A 22275-nucleotide genomic window follows, 5' to 3' on the forward strand; every position below is an offset into this window, starting at 1 on the left:
GGATAGACAAGGATCTCAATACAACATGGCGTTAAAAAAAGTTTTGGCTGCATCGTGCCTGCTGGCATGCAGCGTGATTGGACAGGCGCAGGCAGCTGACGCCTTCATCGTAAAAGACATTCGTATTGAAGGTTTACAACGCGTCACGTTGGGGGCCGCATTGTTAAGTTTACCTGTTCGGGTGGGAGATACACTGGATAGTAATGCCAGTGCGAACGCAGTTAAACGTCTCTACTCCTCTGGCAACTTTGATGATGTCAAATTAGTGCGGGATGGTGACGCACTGGTTGTGCAGGTAAAAGAACGTCCGACCGTCAGTCAGATTGAATTTGAAGGCAATAAAGACATCAAAGAAGAACAGCTGAAACAGACTCTGGAATCCAGTGGCGTCCGTGTCGGTGAGGCATTAGACCGGACCATGCTGCGTAGCCTGGAGAAATCGCTGGAAGATTTCTATTACGGTGTGGGTAAGTACTCCGCCAAGGTTCAGGCCGTTGTTACACCACTGCCTCGTAACCGCGTCAATCTGAAATTCAAGTTTGTCGAAGGTGTATCAGCCAAGATTCAGCAAATCAATATTGTCGGCAATACTAAATTCCCGGAAGAAAAACTGATTGCTCAGTTGTCTTTGCGTGACGATGTGCCATGGTGGAATTTCATGGCCGACCAGAAATACCAGAAACAAAAGCTGGAAGCGGATATTGAAACGCTGCGCTCTTATTATATGAACCGGGGTTATGCCCGTTTCAAAGTGGACTCCACGCAGGTATCCATGACACCGGATCGTAAAGGTCTGTATGTCACGATCAATATCCATGAAGGTGAGCAATACACGCTCAATAATGTGGATCTGAAAGGGAATCTTGAGGGGCATAGTGCGGAGATGCGTAACCTGATTCCTCTGGAAAAAGGCGCAATGTATTCCGCGGCAGATATAACCCATACCGAAGAGGTATTGTCGAAATATCTGGGCCGGTTTGGGTACGCCTATCCTAAAGTGACTACCTATCCATCAATGAATGATGAAACAAAACAGGTTGATCTGAATATCAATATTGAGCCAGGTCCGCGTGTTTATGTTCGTCGTATTAACTTTACGGGTAACCAGATCACCAAAGATGAAGTCTTGCGCCGGGAAATGCGTCAGATGGAAGGAACCTGGCTGTCCGGTGACAAGATCGAAAATTCGAAAGCCCGTCTGGATAAACTTGGTTATTTCGAGAAAGTGGATGTTCAGCCGCATCGTGTTCCTGGCCGCGAAGACCAGGCAGATCTGGATGTTGATGTTAAAGAACGTTCTGTTGGCTCCATCAATGGCGGTATCGGGTACGGTACAGAAACCGGGATGAGTTTCCAGGCTGGTATTCAGCAGGATAACTTCTTTGGTTCCGGTAATAAGGGCGCCATTAACTTTGAAACCAATAAATACAGTAAAAATGTTGAGTTAAGTTTTACTGATCCGTATTTCACGGTAGATGGCGTAAGCCTGGGTGGTAAGGTCTATTACAACAAATTCACCGCGGGCGATGCCAACCTGGTGGATTACGATAATGAAACCATCGGTGCGCGACTCTCGCTGGGATACCCGCTGGATGAGTTGAATAGTTTGGAATATGGCCTGGGTTACGAGCATAACAAGTTGTCAAAAACAACCAACTATGCGCAGATTAATAAATTCTGGTATATCAATGCAATTGATATGACGGAAGATGGTCATGCCGTTTTTGATGACTACGATGTCTCTTTGACCTGGACACGCAATAACCTGAACAAAGGGGTATTCCCGACACAGGGTAACCGTCAGCAGGCATCCGGTAAAATCACAATTCCGGGTTCTGATCTGCAGTTCTATAAAATCAGTTTTGAAGACGCACATTATTATCCATTTGATCGTGACCATTTCTGGGTGGTTTCCGGACGGTTTAAAACAGCCTACGGCAACGGCTATGGACAAAAGGATGGTAATGACCAGGTGTTGCCATTTTTTGAAAACTACTATGCCGGTGGCAGTCAGTGGATGCGTGGTTTCCGTTCTAATGCGGTTGGTCCGAGAGCCCTGCAGCTTGATCGCAGTGATATCAGCGGACCGGCTGTATACCCGGAAAGCAAATCAGTTGGTGGTAATGCGCTGGCCGTTGCATCTGTTGAGCTGATTGTACCGACGCCGTTTGTCAGTGATACCTATCGTGAACAGTTACGAACCACGTTCTTCTACGATGTTGGTACAGTTTGGGATACAACGTTTGATGACAGTCTGTATACCTGTGGTTATGCTTGCGACCGGTATTACGACTATGCAAGTCCATCCAATATTCGTATGTCGGTGGGGATGTCGTTACAGTGGTTATCTCCGATGGGTCCACTGGTGTTCTCGTTTGCTAAGCCGATCAAAAAAATGTCGGGTGATCAAACGGAAGTGTTTAACTTTAATATCGGACGCACATTCTGATAGCGTCAAAAAAGGAGTTATATAAGTGAAAACCATGATGCGCGCGGCTACTTTATCTGTTGCACTGTTGTCTTTGGGTGTATCTGTTTCTGCTCATGCGGTGGACATTGCCACTGTTGATCTGGCAAAAGTGATGAGTGAAATTCCGCAATCCAAAGCAATTAAAAGCAAATTGAATACAGAATTTGATTCTCGTATTCGTGAGATGCAACGCATGGAAACCGAAGGTCAGACTCTGGCTGACAAGCTCAAAAAAGACGAATCCTTCATGAGTGCAGCTGAGCGGACTAAATCACAACGCCGTCTGTCTGAGCTTCAGGCAGAGTTCAATGTGAAGGCGCAGGCTCTGCAGGAAGATCAACGCCGTCGCTATGGCGAAGAACAGAAAAAAGTCATTGAAAAAATCAAGACTGCCGTTGATAGCATTGCCAAATCAGAAGGTTATGAAATGGTGCTGAATCGTCAGGCAGTGTTGTATACCGAAGATAAATACGATATTTCGAAAGAAGTGATTCAACAAGTTAGTAAAGGCAACTAAGTAATGACCATCACCCTGGGACAACTTGCTCAGCAGTTAAATGCTGAGTTGCACGGCGATGCCAGTGTGGTTATCGGGCGCATAGCAAACCTGGAAACAGCACAGGCTGGGGAAATCAGTTTTTTATCTGATAGTAAATATCAACAATATCTGGCCACTACTCAGGCCAGCGCTGTTCTGCTCAAGGCTGCCGATTTGGCGGCCTGCCAGACAAATGCGCTGGTAGTAAAGGATCCGTACATCGGATTTGCCCGGGTAGCTCAGTTGCTTGATACCACTCCGGCGCCGGCAGTCAATATCCACCCGTCGGCAGTTATTGCAGATGACGTAGTTATGGGGCAGGGTGTTGCAGTTGGTGCGAACGCAGTAATTGAATCCGGTGTTGTTCTGGGTGATGGTGCAATGATTGGTGCCGGTTGTTTTATTGGTAAAAACAGCAAATTAGGTGCCAGAACTAAATTATGGGCTAATGTAACGATCTATCATAATGTCCAGATCGGTGATGACTGTCTGGTTCAGTCCAGTACAGTGATTGGCGCTGATGGTTTTGGTTATGCCAATGCACGCGGTGAATGGATAAAAATCCCGCAATTAGGTGGGGTTGTGATCGGTAACCGGGTCGAAATCGGTGCTAATACCTGTATTGATCGTGGTGCAATCGATGACACCCGCATTGCGGATAATGTCATTATTGATAACCTTTGCCAGATTGCACATAACGTTGAAATTGGCTATGGCACAGCTATTGCCGGTGCGACTACATTTGCGGGTAGTACCAAGATAGGCAAATATTGTATTATAGGCGGAGCTTCCGTCTTTAATGGTCATATTGAAGTTTGTGATCAGGTTACGATCACGGGTATGGCTATGGTCATGCGTTCCATTTCGGAGCCGGGAATATACTCTTCCGGCATACCGGCACAAACCAATAAAGAATGGCGAAAAACCGCAGCGCGTACCTTACATATCGATGATATGTATAAGCGTCTGTCTAATATTGAGAAATTGCTCGATAAGCAAGAAGAAAAGTAAAAGGATCCTGGTTTGAATAACGAACTCAATCAGCTTGATATTCAAGAGATTTTACAGCTGCTGCCTCACCGTTATCCCTTTTTGTTGGTAGATCGTGTCGTTCATTATGAAATGTCAGAAGAACGTAAAGTGCTGCGCGCAATCAAGAATGTCTCTTTCAATGAGCCTTTCTTCCAGGGACATTTTCCGGAAAGACCAGTGTTCCCAGGCGTTCTGATTCTGGAAGCGATGGCGCAGGCTACCGGTATTCTGGCGTTCCGTATGGTTGGTAAGCCGAACCCGGGTGAATTGTACTATTTCGCTTCTATTGATAATGCGCGTTTTAAACGCCCTGTCGTACCGGGAGATCAACTGGTACTGGATGTCGAATATTTGAAAGAACGTCGTGGTATCGCTAAATTTACGGGTGTCGCTACTGTCGATGGTGAACTCGTTTGTTCTGCAGAACTCATGTGCGCAAAACGTTGAGAGAATGCCTGTGATCGATCCTAGCGCTAAAATTCATCCTTCTGCGATTGTTCATCCGAATGCAGTGATTGGTGCCAATGTGGAAATTGGTGCTTTTACCTGTATCGAAGATGAAGTGGAAATCGGGGAAGGTACATGGGTTAGTTCTCATGTAGTGGTTAAAGGGCCAACCAAAATTGGCCGGAATAATAAAATTTTCCAGTTCGCATCTATCGGTGAAGATTGCCAGGACAAGAAATACGCCGGCGAGCGTACTTTCCTGGAAATTGGTGATGCAAACGTGATCCGTGAGCACTGTACTTTCCACCGTGGTACGGTACAGGATCAGAGCCTGACCAAGGTCGGCAGCCGTAACCTGTTTATGGTGAATGTGCATGTTGCGCACGATTGTATGATTGGTGATGACTGTATTTTCGCTAATAACGCCACGCTGGCGGGTCATGTGCACATCGGAGACTGGGTAATCTTTGGCGGCTTGGCTGCTATTCATCAGTTTGGCCGGGTGGGTTCACACGCCTTCATCGCTGGCATGGCTGCGCTGAATAAGGATGTGCCGCCATATGTGATGGCTGCAGGTCACTATGCAACACCTTTTGGTATTAACAGCGAAGGTCTGCGCCGTCGTGGTTTCACACCAGAAGCGATTTCAGCGGTGAAACGGGCTTATAAAGAACTTTATCGTAGCGGTAAAACGATTGATGAAGTGATGCCTGTGCTGGAAACAATGGCTCAGGATGAACCGGCCGTTGCACTGTTTGTTGATTTCCTGAAAAAGAATGAGCGTGGCATCATTCGTCCCTGATTTATCCGCCGCCCGGCGGCCGCTGCGTATAGGAATTATTGCCGGAGAAGTCTCCGGCGATATTCTTGCTGCGGGTCTGATGAGTCATCTCAGACAACTTCATCCTGATTGTGAGTTTGTAGGTATTGCCGGTCCGCGAATGCAGGAACTGGGGATAGAGACGTTGTTTGAAATGGAAGAACTTTCCGTCATGGGACTGGTTGAAGTTCTTGGCCGTTTACCTCGTCTGCTGCATGTGCGTCGTCAGGTGATCCGTTACTTCAAGGAAAACCCGCCCGATATCTTTATCGGTGTGGATGCGCCCGATTTTAATATTGGTGTCGAGCTTCAGCTCAAACAAGCAGGTATCAAGACGATCCATTATGTTAGCCCGTCGGTCTGGGCGTGGCGGCAGAGCCGGATTCATAAAATCAAAAGAGCAACCAACATGGTGCTGGCTTTTTTGCCATTCGAAAAAGCGTTTTATGATCAACATAATGCACCGTGCCGGTTTGTCGGTCATACCATGGCGGACGCAATCCCGCTGCAATCGCCCAAAGCACCGGCCCGTGAGCTGTTGCAACTGAAAAATGCTGCGCCTGTTGTTGCTGTCTTACCCGGTAGCCGTGGTGCGGAAGTTGAAATGCTGACGCCGTCTTTTTTACAGGCATGCCAGTTATTACAGCAGAAATATCCTGATTTACAGTTTGTGGTGCCTCTGGTTAATCCGCGCCGCAGAGCACAGTTTGAGCTGATTAAACAGCAGGTTGCGCCTGAACTATCCATGACGCTGGTTGATGGGCAGGCCCGGGCTGTGATGACATCAGCGGATGTTATCCTGCTGGCTTCCGGGACTGCAACGCTGGAGGCGATGCTGGTAAAACGGCCTATGGTTGTCGCTTATAAAGTGAAGCCATTTACATTCTGGCTAGGCCAGAAGCTGGTTAAAATCCGCACTTTTTCATTACCCAATCTGCTTGCCGGGCGTACTCTGGTTCCGGAACTTATCCAGGATGAGTGTGTACCGGAAAAACTGGCTGCTGCAGTTGGCACTTATCTGCAGCAGGATAATCAGGCATTGCTTGATGAATTTACCCGCCTGCATCAGTTGATCCGCTGTGATGCAGATAAACAGGCTGCACAGGCTGTTATTGACGTATTACAGGGCCATATATGAGTTCGTTTATCTATCCGCCATACCAGTTAATCGCCGGTGTGGATGAGGTTGGTCGTGGCCCGCTGGTGGGCGATGTTGTTACCGCTGCAGTCATTCTGGATCCGGCGCGCCCAATCACTGGTCTGAATGATTCCAAAAAACTCTCGGAGAAAAAGCGCGAAGCGCTGTTTGATGTTATCCGCGAAAATGCACTGGCTTATGCTATTGGTCGTTGTTCACCTGCCGAAATTGATCAATTCAATATATTGCAGGCGACCATGAAAGCGATGCAGCGTGCTGTGGCCGGGTTAACCATTCAGCCCGAATTCGTGCTGGTTGACGGTAACCGCTGTCCTGTATTGGCAATGCCATCTCAAGCGGTCGTGAAAGGGGATAGTCTGGTCGCTGAAATCAGTGCGGCATCAATACTGGCTAAAGTAACCCGCGATCGTGAAATGGCGGAACTGGATCTGCAATACCCGCAGTATGGTTTTGCGCAGCATAAAGGCTACCCGACGGCGCAACATCTGGCTGCGTTAGCGGAACATGGTGCACTGGCTGTACACCGCCGCAGTTTCAAGCCAGTGAAACTGGCTCTGGGTCTCGACTAAAACAGGATACATCATGGCCGAACCGCGTTTCGTTCATCTTCATATTCATTCTGATTTTTCTATGGTGGATGGTCTGCAAAAGATCAAGCCACTGGTAGCCCGTGCTGCCGAAGACAAAATGGTCGCTATGGCGATCACCGATCAGATGAACCAATGCGGACTGGTACGCTTTTACGGCGATGCGCACGGCAAAGGGATAAAACCGGTTATCGGCGTTGATTTCTGGGTTCAGAGCGAAGAACTGGGCGATGAATTGTTCCGTCTGGTCGGTCTGGCGATGAACAACGAAGGCCAGCAAAATCTGATCCAGCTGATCTCCCGCGGCTATGAGCGTGGTCATATTCAGGGGCGGGCGGTCATTGACAAGGCGTGGCTGGCGGAACATGCGCAGGGTGTGATCCTGTTGTCCGGTGGCCGGGAAGGCGATATTGGTAAATTCCTGCTCAAGGGTAATCAGGCGATGGTCGAGCGCTGTACAGCGTTTTATCAGCAACATTTCGCCGACCGGTTTTATCTTGAGCTGATCCGCACTGGTCGTCTGGATGAAGAAACCTACCTGCATATGGCCGTCGAGCTGGCTGTTCAGCAGGATCTGCCGGTGGTGGCCACCAATGATGTGGTGTTCCTCAATAAAGACGATTTTGATGCCCATGAAATCCGCGTAGCTATCCATGATGGTTACACACTGGATGATGCCCGCCGGCCCAAGCGTTACAGCAATCAGCAGTATCTGCGCACACAGGATGAAATGTGTGAACTGTTCAAGGATATTCCGGAAGCGCTGGTTAACAGCGTCGAAATTGCCAAACGCTGTAACGTGACGGTTCGGTTAGGCGAGTATTTCCTGCCTCAGTTCCCGACCGGTGACATGAGCACGGAAGATTTCCTGGTCATGAAATCCAAAGAAGGTCTGGAAGAACGTCTGGAGTTCCTGTTCCCGGATCCGGCTGAGAGAGCCGAAAAACGTCCCGCGTATGACGAACGTCTGGATATTGAACTGAAAGTGATCAACCAGATGGGCTTTCCCGGCTACTTCCTGATCGTGATGGAGTTTATCCAATGGTCGAAGGATAACGATATTCCGGTCGGTCCGGGTCGTGGTTCCGGTGCGGGTAGTCTGGTGGCTTATGCGCTGAAAATTACCGATCTGGATCCGCTGGCGCTGGACCTGCTGTTCGAACGTTTCCTGAACCCGGAACGTGTCTCCATGCCAGACTTTGACGTCGACTTCTGCATGGATCGACGGGATGAGGTGATCGATCACGTCGCGCAGATGTATGGCCGTGAAGCCGTGTCTCAGATCATTACCTTCGGTACGATGGCGGCGAAAGCGGTTGTGCGCGACGTGGGTCGTGTGCTGGGCCATCCTTATGGTTTCGTCGATCGTATTTCCAAACTGATCCCGCCTGATCCGGGCATGACACTGGCGAAAGCGTTTGATGCCGAGCCGAAGCTGGTTGAACTGTACGAGCAGGATGAAGAAGTCAAAGCGCTGATCGATATGGCGCGCAAGCTCGAAGGTGTCACGCGTAACGCGGGTAAACATGCTGGTGGTGTGGTAATAGCGCCAACAAAGATCACTGATTTTGCGCCGCTGTATTGTGACGACCAGGGGCTGCAGCCGGTTACCCAGTTTGATAAAAACGATGTGGAATATGCCGGCCTGGTGAAGTTCGACTTCCTGGGGTTGCGGACACTGACCATCATCAAATGGGCGCTGGATATGATCAATCCACGTCTTGCCAAAGAGGGTAAAGAGCCGGTTGATATTGCGGCCATTCCTCTTGATGATCCGACATCGTTCAAAATCCTGAAAAATTCAGAAACCACCGCGGTATTCCAGCTGGAATCGCGCGGCATGAAAGACCTGATCAAACGTCTGCAGCCGGACTGTTTTGAGGACATGATCGCGCTAGTGGCATTGTTCCGTCCAGGGCCGCTGCAATCAGGCATGGTGGATAACTTCATCGACCGTAAGCATGGACGTGAAGAAATTTCCTACCCGGATATTCAGTGGCAGCATGAGTCACTGAAGCCGATTCTGGAGCCTACCTACGGCATTATCCTGTATCAGGAACAGGTTATGCAGATCGCACAAACCCTTGCGGGTTATACGCTGGGTGGCGCAGACATGTTGCGTCGTGCGATGGGTAAGAAAAAACCGGAAGAGATGGCCAAACAGCGCTCCGGTTTTGAAGCCGGTTCGGTAAAAAATGGCGTCGATGGCGAACTGGCGATGAAGATTTTCGATCTGGTGGAAAAATTCGCTGGATACGGATTCAACAAATCGCATTCTGCTGCCTATGCGCTGGTTTCGTATCAGACGCTCTGGTTGAAAACACATTTCCCGGCAGAATTCATGGCTGCGGTGATGACCGCGGATATGGACAACACCGACAAGATCGTGACGCTGGTCGATGAGTGTCAGCGCATGGGCTTGAAACTGATCCCGCCGGATGTGAATACTGGGCAATACCGCTTTACCGTGAATGAACGGGGCGAAGTGGTGTATGGCATCGGTGCGGTCAAAGGAGTAGGTGAAGGGCCGGTTGAAGCTATTATTGCCGCCCGTAACGAGGGTGGTCCATTCCGTGATCTGTTCGATTTCTGTAACCGGGTGGATATCAAACGCCTGAATAAACGGGTGATGGAAAAGCTGGTGTATGCTGGTGCGCTGGATCGGTTAGGTCCGCACCGGGCTGCTATCATGGCGTCGCTTGAAGAGGCGATGAAGGCTGCGGAACAGAAAGCGAAAGATGCGGCGCTCGGGCAAAATGATCTTTTTGGTGATCTATTCGCTGATGACGGCGTATTACCCACGCCGACGTTTGCCGATGTTCCCGAGTGGTCGGATCAGAAGTGGCTGGATGGCGAACGGGAAACTCTCGGTTTATATTTAACCGGTCATCCGATAAATCAATACCTGGCGGAATTAAAGCATTATACTTCCGGGCGTTTATGCGATTTACAGCCTACAGAACGTGATAAACCTGCGGTAGCGGCAGGCCTTGTTCTGAATGCCCGGGTGATGATCACCAAGCGTGGTACCAAAATGGGTATTCTGACGTTAGATGATCGTTCTGGTCGTTTAGACATCACTTTGTTCAGCGAGGCACTGGAAAGATACGAATCATTGCTGCAAAAAGACCGGATTTTAGTCGTAACCGGTCAAATCAGCTTTGACGAGTATGCGGGTGGCATTAAAATGTCGGCCCGCGAAGTATTGGATATTGAAGATGCGCGTGGTCGTCACGCACGGGGACTGCGGGTAAAAGTAACGCAGTCTGATATGGCAGATCGCTTTATGCAGAATCTTGCCGACATATTAACGCCTCATCGTGCAGGGATTTGCCCGGTGCATGTCTGCTATCGCAGAACGGGTGTGCAGGGGCAGCTGACGTTGGGGACCGAATGGCGGGTAACGCCAACCGATCAACTACTGAACGAGCTGCGATCCCATTTGGGTAAGCAAGGCGTTGAACTGATATTTGAGTAGCGATTTCGGATACAACTATGAATATGAACTTTCTGGAATTTGAACAACCTATTGCCGAACTGCTGGCACAAATCGAAGAACTGAAACATGTCAGTGAGAATGTTGGCAGTAGCGTGGATCTGTCAGATGAAATCAAACATCTGGAAAAAAAGAATGAAGAGCTGACCAGAAAGCTGTTCTCTGATCTGGGTGCATGGCAGATTTCCCAATTGGCGCGTCATCCGCAGCGTCCTTATACTGCGGATTACATTTCCCATATTTTCACTGAGTTTGATGAATTGGCCGGTGATCGTGCTTTTGCTGATGATAAAGCGATTGTCGGTGGTACGGCGCGTCTGGATGGTCAGCCGGTTATGGTGATTGGTCATCAAAAAGGCCGTGATACTCAGGAAAAAATCAAACGTAACTTCGGTATGCCGAGACCGGAAGGTTATCGCAAGGCGCTGCGACTGATGCAGATGGCTGAACGTTTCAAGATGCCAATTATTACGTTCATCGATACACCGGGTGCCTATCCGGGTGTGGGTGCGGAAGAGCGTGGTCAGTCAGAAGCGATTGCCCGCAACCTGAAAGTGATGTCCAGCCTGAAAGTACCGGTCATTTGTACGGTTATTGGTGAAGGCGGTTCAGGCGGTGCACTGGCAATCGGTGTTGGTGATCGCGTGAATATGCTGCAGTATTCCACCTATTCGGTTATTTCACCGGAAGGTTGTGCATCTATTCTGTGGAAGAGTGCAGAAAAAGCGAGCGTTGCTGCTGAAGCAATGGGTATCACTGCTGCGCGTCTGAAGGAGCTGAAGCTGATTGATGGTATCGTGCAGGAACCACTGGGTGGTGCGCATCGTAATGTGGAAGAGATGGCTGGTCTGCTGAAACAGCGCATCAAGGCTGATCTGACCGAATTGCATGCACTGCATACGGACGAATTATTGAGACAGCGTTATCAGCGACTGATGTCTCACGGCTATTGCTGAGCCACGTCGTCCCCATAAAAGCAGCGCCTTCCGGCGCTGTTTTTTTATGTTTATTCCTCCGGCGCCAGCTCCCCATCGGGTTCAGAAAACTCAAGGCTGTGGTAACGCCAGGCCTTCATCTGTGACGGCCAGCCTGAGGATGACCAGCCACCTTTGAGCAGCAGATGATGCAAAAAGTCATTCTTATCCGGTAACTGCCGCCAGACTGCGGGTAAAAAAGTGGACCGGTGATAACCATCGCTCAGCCATAACCCATCCGTGAAAGGGATCAGTGCAGCCAGCAATTCCTCGCGGGTTGCGGCAGGTAATGGCTCCCGTTCACTGAGTAGTGAAATACTGAGAATACAATCGGGTAACTCCCTGGCAGAGAGCGGCGGGAAACGGGGATCCTGAAAGGCGGCTGCACGGGCAAAATAGGGAATGGCCTGTTGTAATGGCATATCCTGTTCAAGGGTACCGATGCAGCCACGCAGATCGCCATTTTTATGCAGCGTAACGAAGCATCCCAGTCGAAGATCGCCGTTCATTAATGTTACAGGCGCCGAGGCATCCGGTGTCCAGTGACTCTGAATTGCCTGCCGTGCCAGGCTCAGCATCAACCGGCGCTCATTCAGTTCAATAGAGGGCAAAAGCTGCATATCCGACCACCCGTTCTGTGTCGTGTGATGTATCGCCTGAATTACATTTCGCCAGTAATTTGATATCCAGCTGATGCTGATGAGCCCAATGCAGCGCACCATTAATGGCGTAGCAGCCGCAGGCCTGGTCACCTGTCAATGTTTCACTGAATTGCAGAATTTGCCGGATGGTATAGTCATCCTGTAGTTCGGCGATATCCTTGCTGAGATAGTGGCTGAGGTCACTGCTGATCACGGCCAGAGTGTCTTCCGTCATCAGTTGCTCCAGCGCCCCGGATACATATTCGGCAGGACAGTCGCCGACAACCAGCGGTACCAGACTGAAATCGCCCAGTTGATACTGCAGAAACGGTAGCTGGACTTCTATTGCATGTTCTTGGCGGTGAGCTTCGTTAGCGGCAATGACGCCGGGTAACGACAGTAATGACGCTATCGCCTGCTTATCGAGCGGGATAGTTCCGAAAGGGGTGGCTTCACCATCCCAGTGCTCGGGAACGGCGATACCCTGCAGATAAACCCGGTGTGCCGGGCAGAGCACAACCACCCGCTTAAAGTCTCCTTTCCGCAATAAACTGTACCCCTGCGCGGCAATAGCGCCGGAAAAACGGTATCCGGCATGAGGCAGAATCAGCATCCGGGGTTTCTGTCTGTTTTCGGACGCTGTTGTGACATGATGTTGCATCCAGTCCCGAAGTCTGCCCGGATCTGCCGGATAAAACATATCCGCTACAGCGGGCTGATGGATAACCTGCATACCACCTCCTGATGGATAGATGTCATCTACAATTATAGTGTTGCTGCGGAGGTTGTATGGATAATTCAGACTATACAGTTTCAACTAAATACTGGCGTCATATGGATAATGGTCATACGCTTTGTACGCTCTGTCCGCGGTTTTGTGAACTGCGGGAAGGCAAGCGGGGTGTTTGTTACATCCGTATGGCGCAGGGCGGGGAGATCGTGCTGACCAGTTATGGTCGTTCCAGTGGTTTCTGTATCGATCCCATAGAGAAAAAACCATTACACCACTTTCTACCGGGTACGCCGGTGCTTTCATTCGGCACCGCCGGCTGTAATCTGACCTGTGCCTTCTGTCAGAACTGGGATATCAGTAAATCCCACGACATGGAAACACTCAGTGCTTCAGCAACACCGGAACAGCTGGCGAAAATGGCGGAGCAGACAGGGTGTCGTTCCGTCGCCTTTACCTATAATGATCCGGTCATCTTCATGGAGTATGCAGTGGATGTCGCTGCCGCCTGTCATGCGCGGGATATCAAAACCGTCGCGGTCACGGCGGGCTACATCAATCCCGAGCCACGCCGGGAGTTTTTTGCCGCCATGGATGCCGCCAATGTGGATCTGAAAGGATTCACCGAATCGTTTTATCATCGGATTTGTGGCGGACATCTGGCGCCGGTACTGGACACGCTGCGTTATCTGAAACAGGAAACCAAAGTCTGGTTTGAGCTGACCACCTTATTGATCCCCGGTGAAAATGATTCGGCAGAAGAGTTAGAGGCCATGTGTCGCTGGATTGCCGATGAGCTGGGGCCGGATGTTCCTCTGCATTTTACGGCCTTCCATCCGGATTTTCATATGCTGGATAAACCGGCGACATCGATGGCATCCCTGCTGCAGGCGCGGGATATCGCCAAGGCGCATGGTCTGCATTATGTCTATGTCGGGAATGTGCATGATGTGGCCGATGGCAGTACCTGGTGTCCTTCCTGTGGGAAAATACTGATTGAGCGGGATTATTATCGTCTGGGAACCTGGGCATTGCATGACGGGCACTGCAAACATTGCGGAGCGGCAATCGCGGGTGTTTTTGAACATCAGCCCGGAACGTGGGGGCCAAGGCGGTTACCGGTAGAGATCAGGTAAAATCGGTTATGAAAAAATTGGCCTGACAGGGGGGCTGTCAGACCAATTGCTTATCTATTTTCTGTTATCAGGCTGCATTTGCGACTGGTGCTTTTGCGGCTTTGATTTTTTTCAGTGTGATAGCAACTACGGCTGTCGTGATTGCACCAGCGGCCATGGCAGCCAGTGCCAGCAGTGGTTTATTCATCGCACCCAGCAGGGCTACGATAGGACCACCGTGCGCGACGGAGTTCGTTACTCCGAATACGAACGCCATGACGGCGGCAACGATACTGCCCAGCATGTTGGCAGGAATCACGGCTAGTGGATCCTGCGCGGCGAACGGAATAGCGCCTTCAGAAATTCCCACCAGACCCATGGCACCGGCAGCTTTACCCGCTTCGATTTCGTCTTCGTCAAACAGGTCCATTTTACGACCGAGGAAAGTAGCCAGGCCCATGCCCAGTGGTGCCACCGGAATGGCACAGGCCATTGCGCCCATGAACTGAGTCTGACCAGAGGCGATCATGCCCACAGAGAACAGGAAGGCGACTTTGTTGACCGGGCCGCCCATATCAAAGCCAGCCATACCGCCGATCACGATGCCCAGCAACACCAGGCTGCCGCCACTCATGGATACCAGCATGTTGGTCATTCCGGTCATCAGGCCAGCAATCGGAGCGCCGATGATGAAGATAAAGATTGCGGCGATAAACAAGGTGCCGGACAGTGGTGCGATCAGGATAGGCACCAGCGGACGCAACAATTTGTTGTAGTCTCGCGTTGCTACCCAACGGACGAAATAACCCACTAACAAGCCGGCCACGATGGCACCGATAAAGCCGGTACCAGCGCTGGCACCATAGAACGAGCCATCATTGGCAATCCAGCCACCGATAAAACCAGGAGCAAGGGCAGGGCGGTCGCCGATGGCATAAGCGATATAACCAGCCAGAATCGGGATCATCAGTTTGAACGCAACTACACCGACGTTCAGTACGGAGTTCCACATACTGCCTTCAGGAATTGCCATGCCGCCTGGTGTCGGGTCACCGCCGATGGCCAGTGACAATGCAATTAACAGACCCCCGGTGACGACGAACGGGATCATGTGTGACACGCCGTTCATCAGGAAACGATAGAGATCAGAACGAGTCTGTCCGGATTTGGAGCCTTCGGCAGATGCCGCATTTCCTTCCGGCTTATAAGGCGCTGCACTCAATGCCTGGCTGATTAAGCCTTTGGCATCTTTTATCGGGGCTTTAACACCAGTTTTGATGACTTTTTTGCCGGCAAAACGATGCATATCGACCTGTTTGTCACTGCCGACAATAATGGCATCAGCCCGTGCGATTTCTTCTGCTGTCGGGGCGTTTTTAACACCGATAGAGCCGTTGGTTTCAACTTTAATTTTGTACCCTAATTCTTTCGCGGCTTTTTCCAGGGCTTCCGCCGCCAGATAGGTATGCGCAATGCCGGTTGGACAGCCAGTAACACCAATCAGGAAACCTTTGCTTTCGCCTGTTACGGCTGCAACGGGTTCTGCTTTCGCGGTCAGCAGAGTCAGGGCGTCACGGCTGGATTTGGTAGCCATGATGGCATCAAAAAAGCCCGGTTCGATCAGTTTGGAAGAGAGTTCCGCTAATACCGTGATGTGATGGTCAGCACCGCCAGCGGGTGAGGCAATCATGAAAAACAGTTTTGACGGTTTGCCATCTTCAGCACCGTATTCAATGCCTTTGCGGCTGATGCCGATGACAACGGCCGGCTCAATGACTGCGGCGCTCTTGGCATGCGGTAAGGCCACACCTTCTTCAAAACCGGTATTTCCGAGGGCTTCGCGAGCCTGAATATCTTGTAAAAACAGCTGCTTATCTTTGATTTTTCCTTGGGCTGCCAGCAGATCGATCATTTCACGAAATACGGCATCCTTGGTGGTTGCCTGCAAATCGAGGCATATCAGTTTTTCATTGATGAGGTTAGTAATCATAGTGATTCCCAAAAGTTCCCGGTGGTGATTTGTCACCGATGTTCTGAATGATACGACTCAGTAACGTCCATGTACTGATATCGCTGTTCCCCATTAAGCAGTGTCATTATCGGGAGAACCGGAAAGGGAAAAAATCGGAAAGAAAACACATAAACTGAATTTTTGTACCATTAAATTCACAGTGTGATATTTGTCTCACTATGGGAAACCAGTAATTTTCAACACTGAATTACGGGTTTGGACGATACTTGAATAATAGGAAAATGCTCACTAAGGTCTGGCTGGTGGCAAAGAAAAGTAAAAGTAGGAAATCATCCGGAACAGCCGGATCCAAATCGTTTAGCCAGGAGCTTTCTGCTCATTTTTCCGAATTATCTGACAATGCCTCCCGGGCGCTGGAACGTCTGGCCGATTCTGATGATCCGGAGGCATTACACGATTTGCGGATCAGTTTACGCAGTCAGCGGGTGTTACTGGGTCTGTTTCCGCGTTGTCGTACCCTGAGAAAACAGCGGGATCACTTAGGCATGGCGGCAAGGCTGACCGGTTTGGATCGTGACCTGGAAGTGGCGATTGGACTGGCGGAATCACTGGTTAATGAGACTAAAACCGGTGAACAACAACTTTCTTTTTTAACCGATAAACTGTCTGTTTCCCGGAAAAAATTGCTGACCGGGCTGCAGGATGTTCGGTTGCCGCTCGTTTTGTCACAGGTCGATCGCGACTGGAGTAAAAAACTCAGTAACAAGCGTAAAAGTGTTCTGCAATCGGCCGCGCGGGCACAAAACCGTAAATTTGAAAAACGTGTTCTGATCACGGCGGCTGATTTACAGATGACATCACCTGTCGCGGACTGGCATTTATTACGATTGCAGGTAAAACGCCTGCGCTACTGGGGGGAGGGGTTTGCATCGGTGCTTACCGAAAATCAGTGCCGCCGTATACCGGCACTGATTGCGTTACAGCAGCGGTTGGGATTGCTTCATGATTTTTGCCTGTTTGAAAGCCAGTTTCAGCAGGAGCTTATTCTGCCGGAACCATGGCAACAAAGGCTGGAGAAATGGCAGCAAAACGCACTGGCAGATGCTGCCGGTATGCTGCAGCATCTGAAAATGCGGTGGTGATTAACCGGTGTATGTTGTGAATGTACCGAACAGTTCCGGTTTCATCGCACCGATCAGCGTGACGACGCCGAGAATGGCGAAGATGGCAGCCGCAATACCATGCACCCATTTGACCGGTATTTTCTGTGCGGCTTTATTGCCGAACAATACCGCAGGTACGTTAGCCAGCATCATGCCGAACGTCGTGCCAGCGACTACAAGGGCCAGGGATTGATATTTGGCCGCCAGCGCCACCGTTGCCACCTGTGTTTTATCACCCATTTCCGCCAGGAAAAATGCAATCAGCGTGGTACAAAAGACGCCGAAATGCGCCAGCTTGGCGTCATTCTCATCAAACTTGTCCGGAATTAATGTCCAGAGTGCCATGGCAATAAACGAGACGCCAAGAATATAGGCCATCGTCTGTGGGTCAACCAAGGACGTTAGCCATGCGCCTATCGCTCCCGCAAAACCGTGATTGACCAGTGTGGCCACCAGAATCCCCAGGATGATTGGGACAGGTTTCTTGAATTTTGCCGCCAGAATGAAAGCCAATAGCTGAGTTTTATCACCGATCTCGGCCAGAGCCACAATACCGGTAGAAATGGAAAAAGCAGACACTTGTTACTCCCTGGCCGGAAAACTTCCAATGACCACACACCTGTCCGGCCGCACAGGGTATGGTCAAAGGTCTTGCCAGGCGTATCAGTTACGAGAACGAACGCTGCTTGCACCATGACCATGAGGGTCAAGTTTGTTGATGCAAGCCCTTTTACGAGGATCAGGAGGCTACTCCCCAATGACCCGCGAATTATAAAGGGTTTCTTTCTTTTGTTCAAAATGAATGATCAGCTGGTAAAACGTAGCAAGCGCTGTCTATGAGGATTCACTTTGTGACAGAGGTAATACTATGCGAAACATACCCATTATCTGATTTTTTATAACTGCATGATTTTTAAGAGATATACCTTAAAGGTATGACTCTGCATATAAAAGGTATTGGCCCGGACGACGCATTGGAGATTAAAAATGATTATCAGCACACACAATAAAAACATTACAACACTTTGTTTTTAATGAATTTTTTTGTTCAAACAAAGTTCACCGAAGGTGATGAAAATAATAAACAACAATGAGGATCTCAGATGAAATTCTGCAAAACTGAATCTGCTGCCAATCGCCAGGCTGTTAATCTGCCCCTAAAATTGCTTTCCTGGCTGATCAGCAGCTCGTTAATGGGCGGTTCGCTCATGCTGGCTGCTGATGCGGCTGAAGTAAAACAGGATGTCCTGATTGCCAAGCAGCCGGTGTTAAGTGCGCGAGTCAAAAATATTCTGTCGCTCGATGGTCAACAGTTCAAGGACTTGAATAATAATGGCCTGCTGGATACATATGAGGATTGGCAGCGTCCAGTGAGTCAGCGGGTGGATGATCTGGTGTCAAAAATGACGCTGGAAGAAAAAGCCGGCCTGATGTTAATCGATACCCTGAATGCCGATTGCGGAGGGACTGCTTCACAGACCGCAGTGGATTATATCAACCAGCAACGGATGAACCGGTTTATATTGCGTAATGTGGTGAAGGCCGATCCGGTATGCGGCGGTGAAATTGGCTGGGGTGGTGATCCGGTCACACCACAGCAAATGGCGACTTTTACCAATACGATTCAGGAACTGAGTGAAGCAACGCGCCTGGGGATTCCGGCTCTGTTCAAATCCAATGCTCGCAACCATTATGAGAAAGATGCCCGTGTTGGCATTAATGAAGCGGCAGGCGCCTTCACTGAGTTTCCGAAAGAAGCGGGGCTGGCTGCCGCTGCGCTGGGTGAAAACAACATGTCGGTCATTGAAGACTTCGCCAAAGTGATGGGCGACGAGTGGAAGGCGATCGGTCTGCGCGGAATGTATGGCTATATGGCAGATCTTTCCACGGAACCCCGTTGGTATCGGGTGCATGAAACATTCACGGAAGACGCGGATCTTAATGCGGACATTATGAAAACGCTGGTGAAAACCCTGCAGGGTGGCTCATTGAATCCGGATTCTGCCGTGGCATTGACCATGAAGCATTTTCCCGGTGGTGGTCCGCAGGAGATGGGGTTAGATCCACATTACTCTCATGGTAAGAATCAGGTTTATCCGGCCGGTAATTTTGCCTATCACCTGAAGCCGTTTATGGCTGCGATTGATGCTGGTGTCTCTTCTGTCATGCCTTACTACGGCGTACCGATCAATGTGACGTATGAAGGCGTTAAATACGAACAGGTCGGCATGGCTTTCTCCAAACAGATTGTGACAGATCTGCTGCGTGGAAAACTGGGCTTCAAAGGCTATGTCAACTCGGATACCGGGATTATCAATGATCGTGGCTGGGGGCTGGAAAATAAAACGGTTCCGGAACGGGTTGCTGCCGCGATCAATGGTGGTACCGATACGTTGTCCGGATTCCATGACAAGCAAACCATCATTGATCTGGTAAAAGCCGGTCTAGTGACAGAAGAACGGGTTACTCTGGCAGCCAAACGTCTGCTGCAGGCACAATTCGAACTCGGTTTGTTTGAAAATCCTTACGTCGATGCCAGCAAAGCGGCTGCCACGATAGGGAATGATGCGCATCGCGCCATTGGGATGGACATACAGAGAAAGTCGGTAGTGCTGCTGCAGAACAAGGATAATGTATTGCCATTGAAAGCGGGCGCTAGCGTTTACGCCATGGGGATCGCCAAATCCGATGTCGAGAAATATGGCTATGTGGTGACGGATGGCGCAGCAGACAAGGCTTCACGTCCAAGTGCGGCTGGTCATGATTATGCGGTGATCCGGGTTGAAGTCACGACAGATAAAACGGTCACCGGGGCTTTCGAAAGCAATAATCCGGCGTCCGGACTGGACAAGAAACATATCAATCCGCTGACTGGCAAAACCTGGGGCTCGCAGGATCGCTGTGTTCTTGATTCAAAACAGAAATGTCTGGACGATAAACTGAAGTTTGGTGGCGCATTGCCATGGGAAGCCAATAATCTGTCATTTACCACGATGGCGGCTTCAAAATCATGGAAGATCTCGCCATCACTGGAAACAATTCAGGCGATTATGAAAGAAGTGGGCGCGGAAAAAACGGTGCTGAGCGTTTACTTCCGTCAGCCTTATGTTCTGGATGAACAAAGCGGTCTGAAGGATGCCGGCGCCATTGTGGCAGGCTTTGGTGTCAGTAACACCGCGCTGCTGGATGTATTGAGCGGCAAGTTTAATCCTCAGGGCAAAATGCCATTTGCACTGGCGAATAACCTGCAGGCAGTGATTGACAATCAGCCGGATATGCCGGGTTATCCGGCTAAAGATACACTTTATCCGTATGGTTTTGGATTGAGCTATAAATAACAGTGTAATGACAGAAGAACAGGATGCCGGTTTAACGCCGGCATCTTTTTTGTATAGCCGGAAGCCAGAAACGACAAAGCCCCGCATTGCTGCGAGGCTTTTGAATGATGGTGCCCAGACGCGGAATCGAACCACGGACACGCGGATTTTCAATCCGCTGCTCTACCGACTGAGCTATCTGGGCTTGGGTTGAATGGTGCCGGCTATCGGAATCGAACTGATGACCTACTGATTACAAGTCAGTTGCTCTACCAACTGAGCTAAGCCGGCACGTGTATTCAACGAGGCGGGATTATAATGAAATCGGCTGCCGAGTCTATATCTGAATGCAAAATTTTAGCGTTTTATGGTTTGTTTGCCGATATTTTCGACGAAATGCATTTTTCAACATTTAACCGGTGATAGCAGGTTGGGGAGAGATCAGCTAACATCATATTTACATATGTTATTGATTTAGTGGTTATGGAATTTTTTATACTGATTGGTCTGATTGTATTGAACGGTGTCTTTGCGATGTCAGAGATTGCCATTGTCACCGCCCGCAAGGCGCGTTTAGCCAAACTGGCTGCTGAGGGTGATAAAGGGGCTAAAACAGCACTTAAACTGGCAGAAGATCCCACCAATTTCTTGTCGACTGTACAAATCGGTATAACTTCTATTGGCATTCTGAACGGTATTTTCGGGGAAGCCATTCTGGCCCAGCCATTATCGGTCTGGCTGCAACATTTCGGCTTATCTGCTGCGACCAGTAGTGCGGCGGCAACGGTCATTGTGGTTGTCGTGGTGACGTATATCTCCATTGTGGTTGGTGAACTGGTACCCAAGCGACTGGGGCAATTAAGTGCGGAAAATATCGCTTGTCTGGTTTCCCGTCCGATGCAGTTGCTGGCGCTCGTTTCCCGTCCGTTTGTCCTCTTGTTGTCTGCCTCGACGCACGGCCTGATTCGGATAATGGGGATCAGGCAACATGCCGGTGCGAGTGTGACAGAAGAAGAGATCCACGCCATGCTGGCTGAAGGCTCGGAATCCGGTGTCATTGAACATAGCGAACATACGATGGTGCGTAATGTATTCCGTCTGGATGATCGCACGGTTGCCTCGCTGATGGTGCCACGGGCTGATATTGTATTTATTGATTTGCAGGATTCTCTGGAAGGGAATCTGGAAAGGATATCGAAGTCAGGTCACTCGACATTCCCGGTTTGCCGTGGCGGCTTAAAGGAACTGATCGGGGTGATCAGTGCCCGTCAGATCATGACGCAGTCAGTACAGGGGTTAGCGCTTGATTTTGAAGCGTTGTGTCAGCCAGGCAGTTTTGTTCCAGAGACGTTAAGCGGTATGGAGTTGCTGGAGCATTTTCGCTCGTCCGGATCGCATATGGTGTTTGTGGTAGATGAGTACAGTGAGTTGCAGGGGATTGTCACGGTACAGGATGTCCTCGAGTCGCTGACCGGCGAGTTTTATCAGGAAGATAATGAGGATGCCTGGGCGATACAGCGCGAGGATGGCTCCTGGTTACTGGATGGTCTGATCCCGGTGATGGAGTTAAAAGATTGCCTGCAACTGGAACGTTTACCAGAGGAAGAACGCAACCGTTACCATACTTTGAGCGGACTGGTCATGCTGTTACTGGGCCGTGTTCCGGCTACCGGTGATATTCTGGAAGTGGATGGCTGGAAACTGGAAGTGGTCGATATGGATGGTATGCGTATCGACAAGGTACTGGCATCGCGGGTTATCACCAATGACAATGATGATAACCCTGATACCGGCGCCTGAGGTTAGATGTTCAG

At 49.9% G+C, this 22275-nt stretch carries 17 protein-coding genes, 2 tRNA genes and 1 riboswitch; of the genes, 13 read left to right on the top strand and 6 right to left on the bottom strand.

The features are described from left to right. Positions 1-25: 25 nt before the first annotated feature. The 9 genes from bamA to accA are packed head-to-tail and all read left to right on the top strand — an operon-like array spanning position 26 to position 11505. Complete coding sequence (bamA, locus tag HNR75_RS09450) at positions 26-2449, top strand: outer membrane protein assembly factor BamA (protein ID WP_188026733.1); 2424 nt, start codon at positions 26-28, stop codon at positions 2447-2449. A 34-nt stretch (positions 2450-2483) separates the two neighbouring features. Beyond that, complete coding sequence (locus HNR75_RS09455; RefSeq protein ID WP_223157864.1) at positions 2484-2987, top strand: OmpH/Skp family outer membrane protein; 504 nt, start codon at positions 2484-2486, stop codon at positions 2985-2987. A gap of 3 nt (positions 2988-2990) precedes the next feature. Then, entirely contained in the window at positions 2991-4019 is a 1029-nt protein-coding gene (gene lpxD, locus HNR75_RS09460; protein ID WP_188026735.1) for a UDP-3-O-(3-hydroxymyristoyl)glucosamine N-acyltransferase, read from the top strand. Between the two features lie 12 nt (positions 4020-4031). Beyond that, positions 4032-4487 carry a 3-hydroxyacyl-ACP dehydratase FabZ gene (gene fabZ, locus HNR75_RS09465; protein ID WP_188026736.1) on the top strand — a complete coding sequence of 152 codons (456 nt, stop codon included), beginning with the start codon at positions 4032-4034 and terminating at the stop codon, positions 4485-4487. Positions 4488-4497: 10 nt separating this feature from the next. After that, the gene (lpxA, locus tag HNR75_RS09470) at positions 4498-5289 is read left to right on the top strand and encodes an acyl-ACP--UDP-N-acetylglucosamine O-acyltransferase (RefSeq protein ID WP_188026737.1); all 792 of its coding nucleotides are present in this window, start codon (positions 4498-4500) and stop codon (positions 5287-5289) included. Further along, entirely contained in the window at positions 5264-6445 is a 1182-nt protein-coding gene (lpxB, locus tag HNR75_RS09475; protein ID WP_188026738.1) for a lipid-A-disaccharide synthase, read from the top strand. Before lpxA ends, lpxB begins: the two co-directional genes overlap by 26 nt. Beyond that, the gene (gene rnhB, locus HNR75_RS09480; protein ID WP_188026739.1) at positions 6442-7035 is read left to right on the top strand and encodes a ribonuclease HII; all 594 of its coding nucleotides are present in this window, start codon (positions 6442-6444) and stop codon (positions 7033-7035) included. Before lpxB ends, rnhB begins: the two co-directional genes overlap by 4 nt. 13 nt (positions 7036-7048) lie before the next feature. Further along, positions 7049-10531: a DNA polymerase III subunit alpha gene (dnaE, locus tag HNR75_RS09485; RefSeq protein WP_188026740.1), complete on the top strand. Its 3483-nt coding sequence runs from the start codon at positions 7049-7051 to the stop codon at positions 10529-10531. A 17-nt stretch (positions 10532-10548) separates the two neighbouring features. Further along, positions 10549-11505 carry an acetyl-CoA carboxylase carboxyl transferase subunit alpha gene (gene accA, locus HNR75_RS09490; RefSeq protein ID WP_188026741.1) on the top strand — a complete coding sequence of 319 codons (957 nt, stop codon included), beginning with the start codon at positions 10549-10551 and terminating at the stop codon, positions 11503-11505. A gap of 50 nt (positions 11506-11555) precedes the next feature. Here accA and amrA read toward each other — a convergent pair whose 3' ends face one another. Further along, positions 11556-12143, bottom strand: a complete 588-nt coding sequence (gene amrA, locus HNR75_RS09495; RefSeq protein WP_188026742.1) for an AmmeMemoRadiSam system protein A — start codon at positions 12141-12143, stop codon at positions 11556-11558. Further along, positions 12121-12897: an AmmeMemoRadiSam system protein B gene (gene amrB, locus HNR75_RS09500; RefSeq protein WP_188026743.1), complete on the bottom strand. Its 777-nt coding sequence runs from the start codon at positions 12895-12897 to the stop codon at positions 12121-12123. Before amrB ends, amrA begins: the two co-directional genes overlap by 23 nt. Before the next feature lie 56 nt (positions 12898-12953). On the opposite strand from amrB, the gene amrS reads away from it, so the two are divergent. Then, complete coding sequence (amrS, locus tag HNR75_RS09505; protein WP_188026744.1) at positions 12954-14030, top strand: AmmeMemoRadiSam system radical SAM enzyme; 1077 nt, start codon at positions 12954-12956, stop codon at positions 14028-14030. A gap of 67 nt (positions 14031-14097) precedes the next feature. Here the strand turns inward: amrS and HNR75_RS09510 are convergent, their stop codons facing one another. Continuing rightward, positions 14098-15999, bottom strand: coding sequence for a PTS fructose transporter subunit IIABC (locus HNR75_RS09510; protein ID WP_188026745.1), 1902 nt, complete (start codon positions 15997-15999; stop codon positions 14098-14100). Between the two features lie 284 nt (positions 16000-16283). Between HNR75_RS09510 and HNR75_RS09515 the strand changes: the two genes are divergently transcribed. Continuing rightward, positions 16284-17123 (top strand): CHAD domain-containing protein, encoded by an 840-nt coding sequence (locus HNR75_RS09515; RefSeq protein WP_188026746.1) that lies wholly within the window; start codon positions 16284-16286, stop codon positions 17121-17123. Here HNR75_RS09515 and HNR75_RS09520 read toward each other — a convergent pair whose 3' ends face one another. Beyond that, the gene (locus HNR75_RS09520; RefSeq protein ID WP_188026747.1) at positions 17124-17723 is read right to left on the bottom strand and encodes a TMEM165/GDT1 family protein; all 600 of its coding nucleotides are present in this window, start codon (positions 17721-17723) and stop codon (positions 17124-17126) included. Positions 17724-17728: 5 nt separating this feature from the next. After that, a riboswitch (yybP-ykoY riboswitch) is annotated at positions 17729-17912 on the bottom strand. Between the two features lie 335 nt (positions 17913-18247). Between HNR75_RS09520 and HNR75_RS09525 the strand changes: the two genes are divergently transcribed. Continuing rightward, positions 18248-20482 carry a glycoside hydrolase family 3 protein gene (locus HNR75_RS09525; protein ID WP_223157848.1) on the top strand — a complete coding sequence of 745 codons (2235 nt, stop codon included), beginning with the start codon at positions 18248-18250 and terminating at the stop codon, positions 20480-20482. Between the two features lie 108 nt (positions 20483-20590). On the opposite strand, the gene HNR75_RS09530 is transcribed toward HNR75_RS09525, so the two are convergent. Both HNR75_RS09530 and HNR75_RS09535 read right to left on the bottom strand, forming a co-directional pair. Further along, positions 20591-20666, bottom strand: a tRNA-Phe gene (locus HNR75_RS09530). A 10-nt stretch (positions 20667-20676) separates the two neighbouring features. Next, positions 20677-20752, bottom strand: a tRNA-Thr gene (locus tag HNR75_RS09535). Between the two features lie 192 nt (positions 20753-20944). Between HNR75_RS09535 and HNR75_RS09540 the strand changes: the two genes are divergently transcribed. Next, positions 20945-22261 (top strand): hemolysin family protein, encoded by a 1317-nt coding sequence (locus HNR75_RS09540; RefSeq protein ID WP_188026748.1) that lies wholly within the window; start codon positions 20945-20947, stop codon positions 22259-22261. The last annotated feature ends 14 nt before the right edge of the window (positions 22262-22275 follow it).

This window comes from Tolumonas osonensis (assembly GCF_014202415.1).
In the GTDB taxonomy this organism is placed as follows: domain Bacteria; phylum Pseudomonadota; class Gammaproteobacteria; order Enterobacterales; family Aeromonadaceae; genus Tolumonas; species Tolumonas osonensis.

What these genes read in the sequence shown, in the direction of transcription:
- HNR75_RS09510 (WP_188026745.1), bottom strand. Translation starts at nt 15,999, where the DNA reads ATGATTACTAACCTCATCAATGAAAAACTGATATGCCTCGATTTGCAG.
- dnaE (WP_188026740.1), top strand. Translation starts at nt 7,049, where the DNA reads ATGGCCGAACCGCGTTTCGTTCATCTTCATATTCATTCTGATTTTTCT.
- lpxD (WP_188026735.1), top strand. Translation starts at nt 2,991, where the DNA reads ATGACCATCACCCTGGGACAACTTGCTCAGCAGTTAAATGCTGAGTTG.
- amrA (WP_188026742.1), bottom strand. Translation starts at nt 12,143, where the DNA reads ATGCAGCTTTTGCCCTCTATTGAACTGAATGAGCGCCGGTTGATGCTG.
- amrS (WP_188026744.1), top strand. Translation starts at nt 12,954, where the DNA reads ATGGATAATTCAGACTATACAGTTTCAACTAAATACTGGCGTCATATG.
- rnhB (WP_188026739.1), top strand. Translation starts at nt 6,442, where the DNA reads ATGAGTTCGTTTATCTATCCGCCATACCAGTTAATCGCCGGTGTGGAT.
- HNR75_RS09455 (WP_223157864.1), top strand. Translation starts at nt 2,484, where the DNA reads ATGATGCGCGCGGCTACTTTATCTGTTGCACTGTTGTCTTTGGGTGTA.
- bamA (WP_188026733.1), top strand. Translation starts at nt 26, where the DNA reads ATGGCGTTAAAAAAAGTTTTGGCTGCATCGTGCCTGCTGGCATGCAGC.
- amrB (WP_188026743.1), bottom strand. Translation starts at nt 12,897, where the DNA reads ATGCAGGTTATCCATCAGCCCGCTGTAGCGGATATGTTTTATCCGGCA.
- lpxB (WP_188026738.1), top strand. Translation starts at nt 5,264, where the DNA reads ATGAGCGTGGCATCATTCGTCCCTGATTTATCCGCCGCCCGGCGGCCG.
- HNR75_RS09540 (WP_188026748.1), top strand. Translation starts at nt 20,945, where the DNA reads ATGGAATTTTTTATACTGATTGGTCTGATTGTATTGAACGGTGTCTTT.
- HNR75_RS09525 (WP_223157848.1), top strand. Translation starts at nt 18,248, where the DNA reads ATGAAATTCTGCAAAACTGAATCTGCTGCCAATCGCCAGGCTGTTAAT.
- accA (WP_188026741.1), top strand. Translation starts at nt 10,549, where the DNA reads ATGAATATGAACTTTCTGGAATTTGAACAACCTATTGCCGAACTGCTG.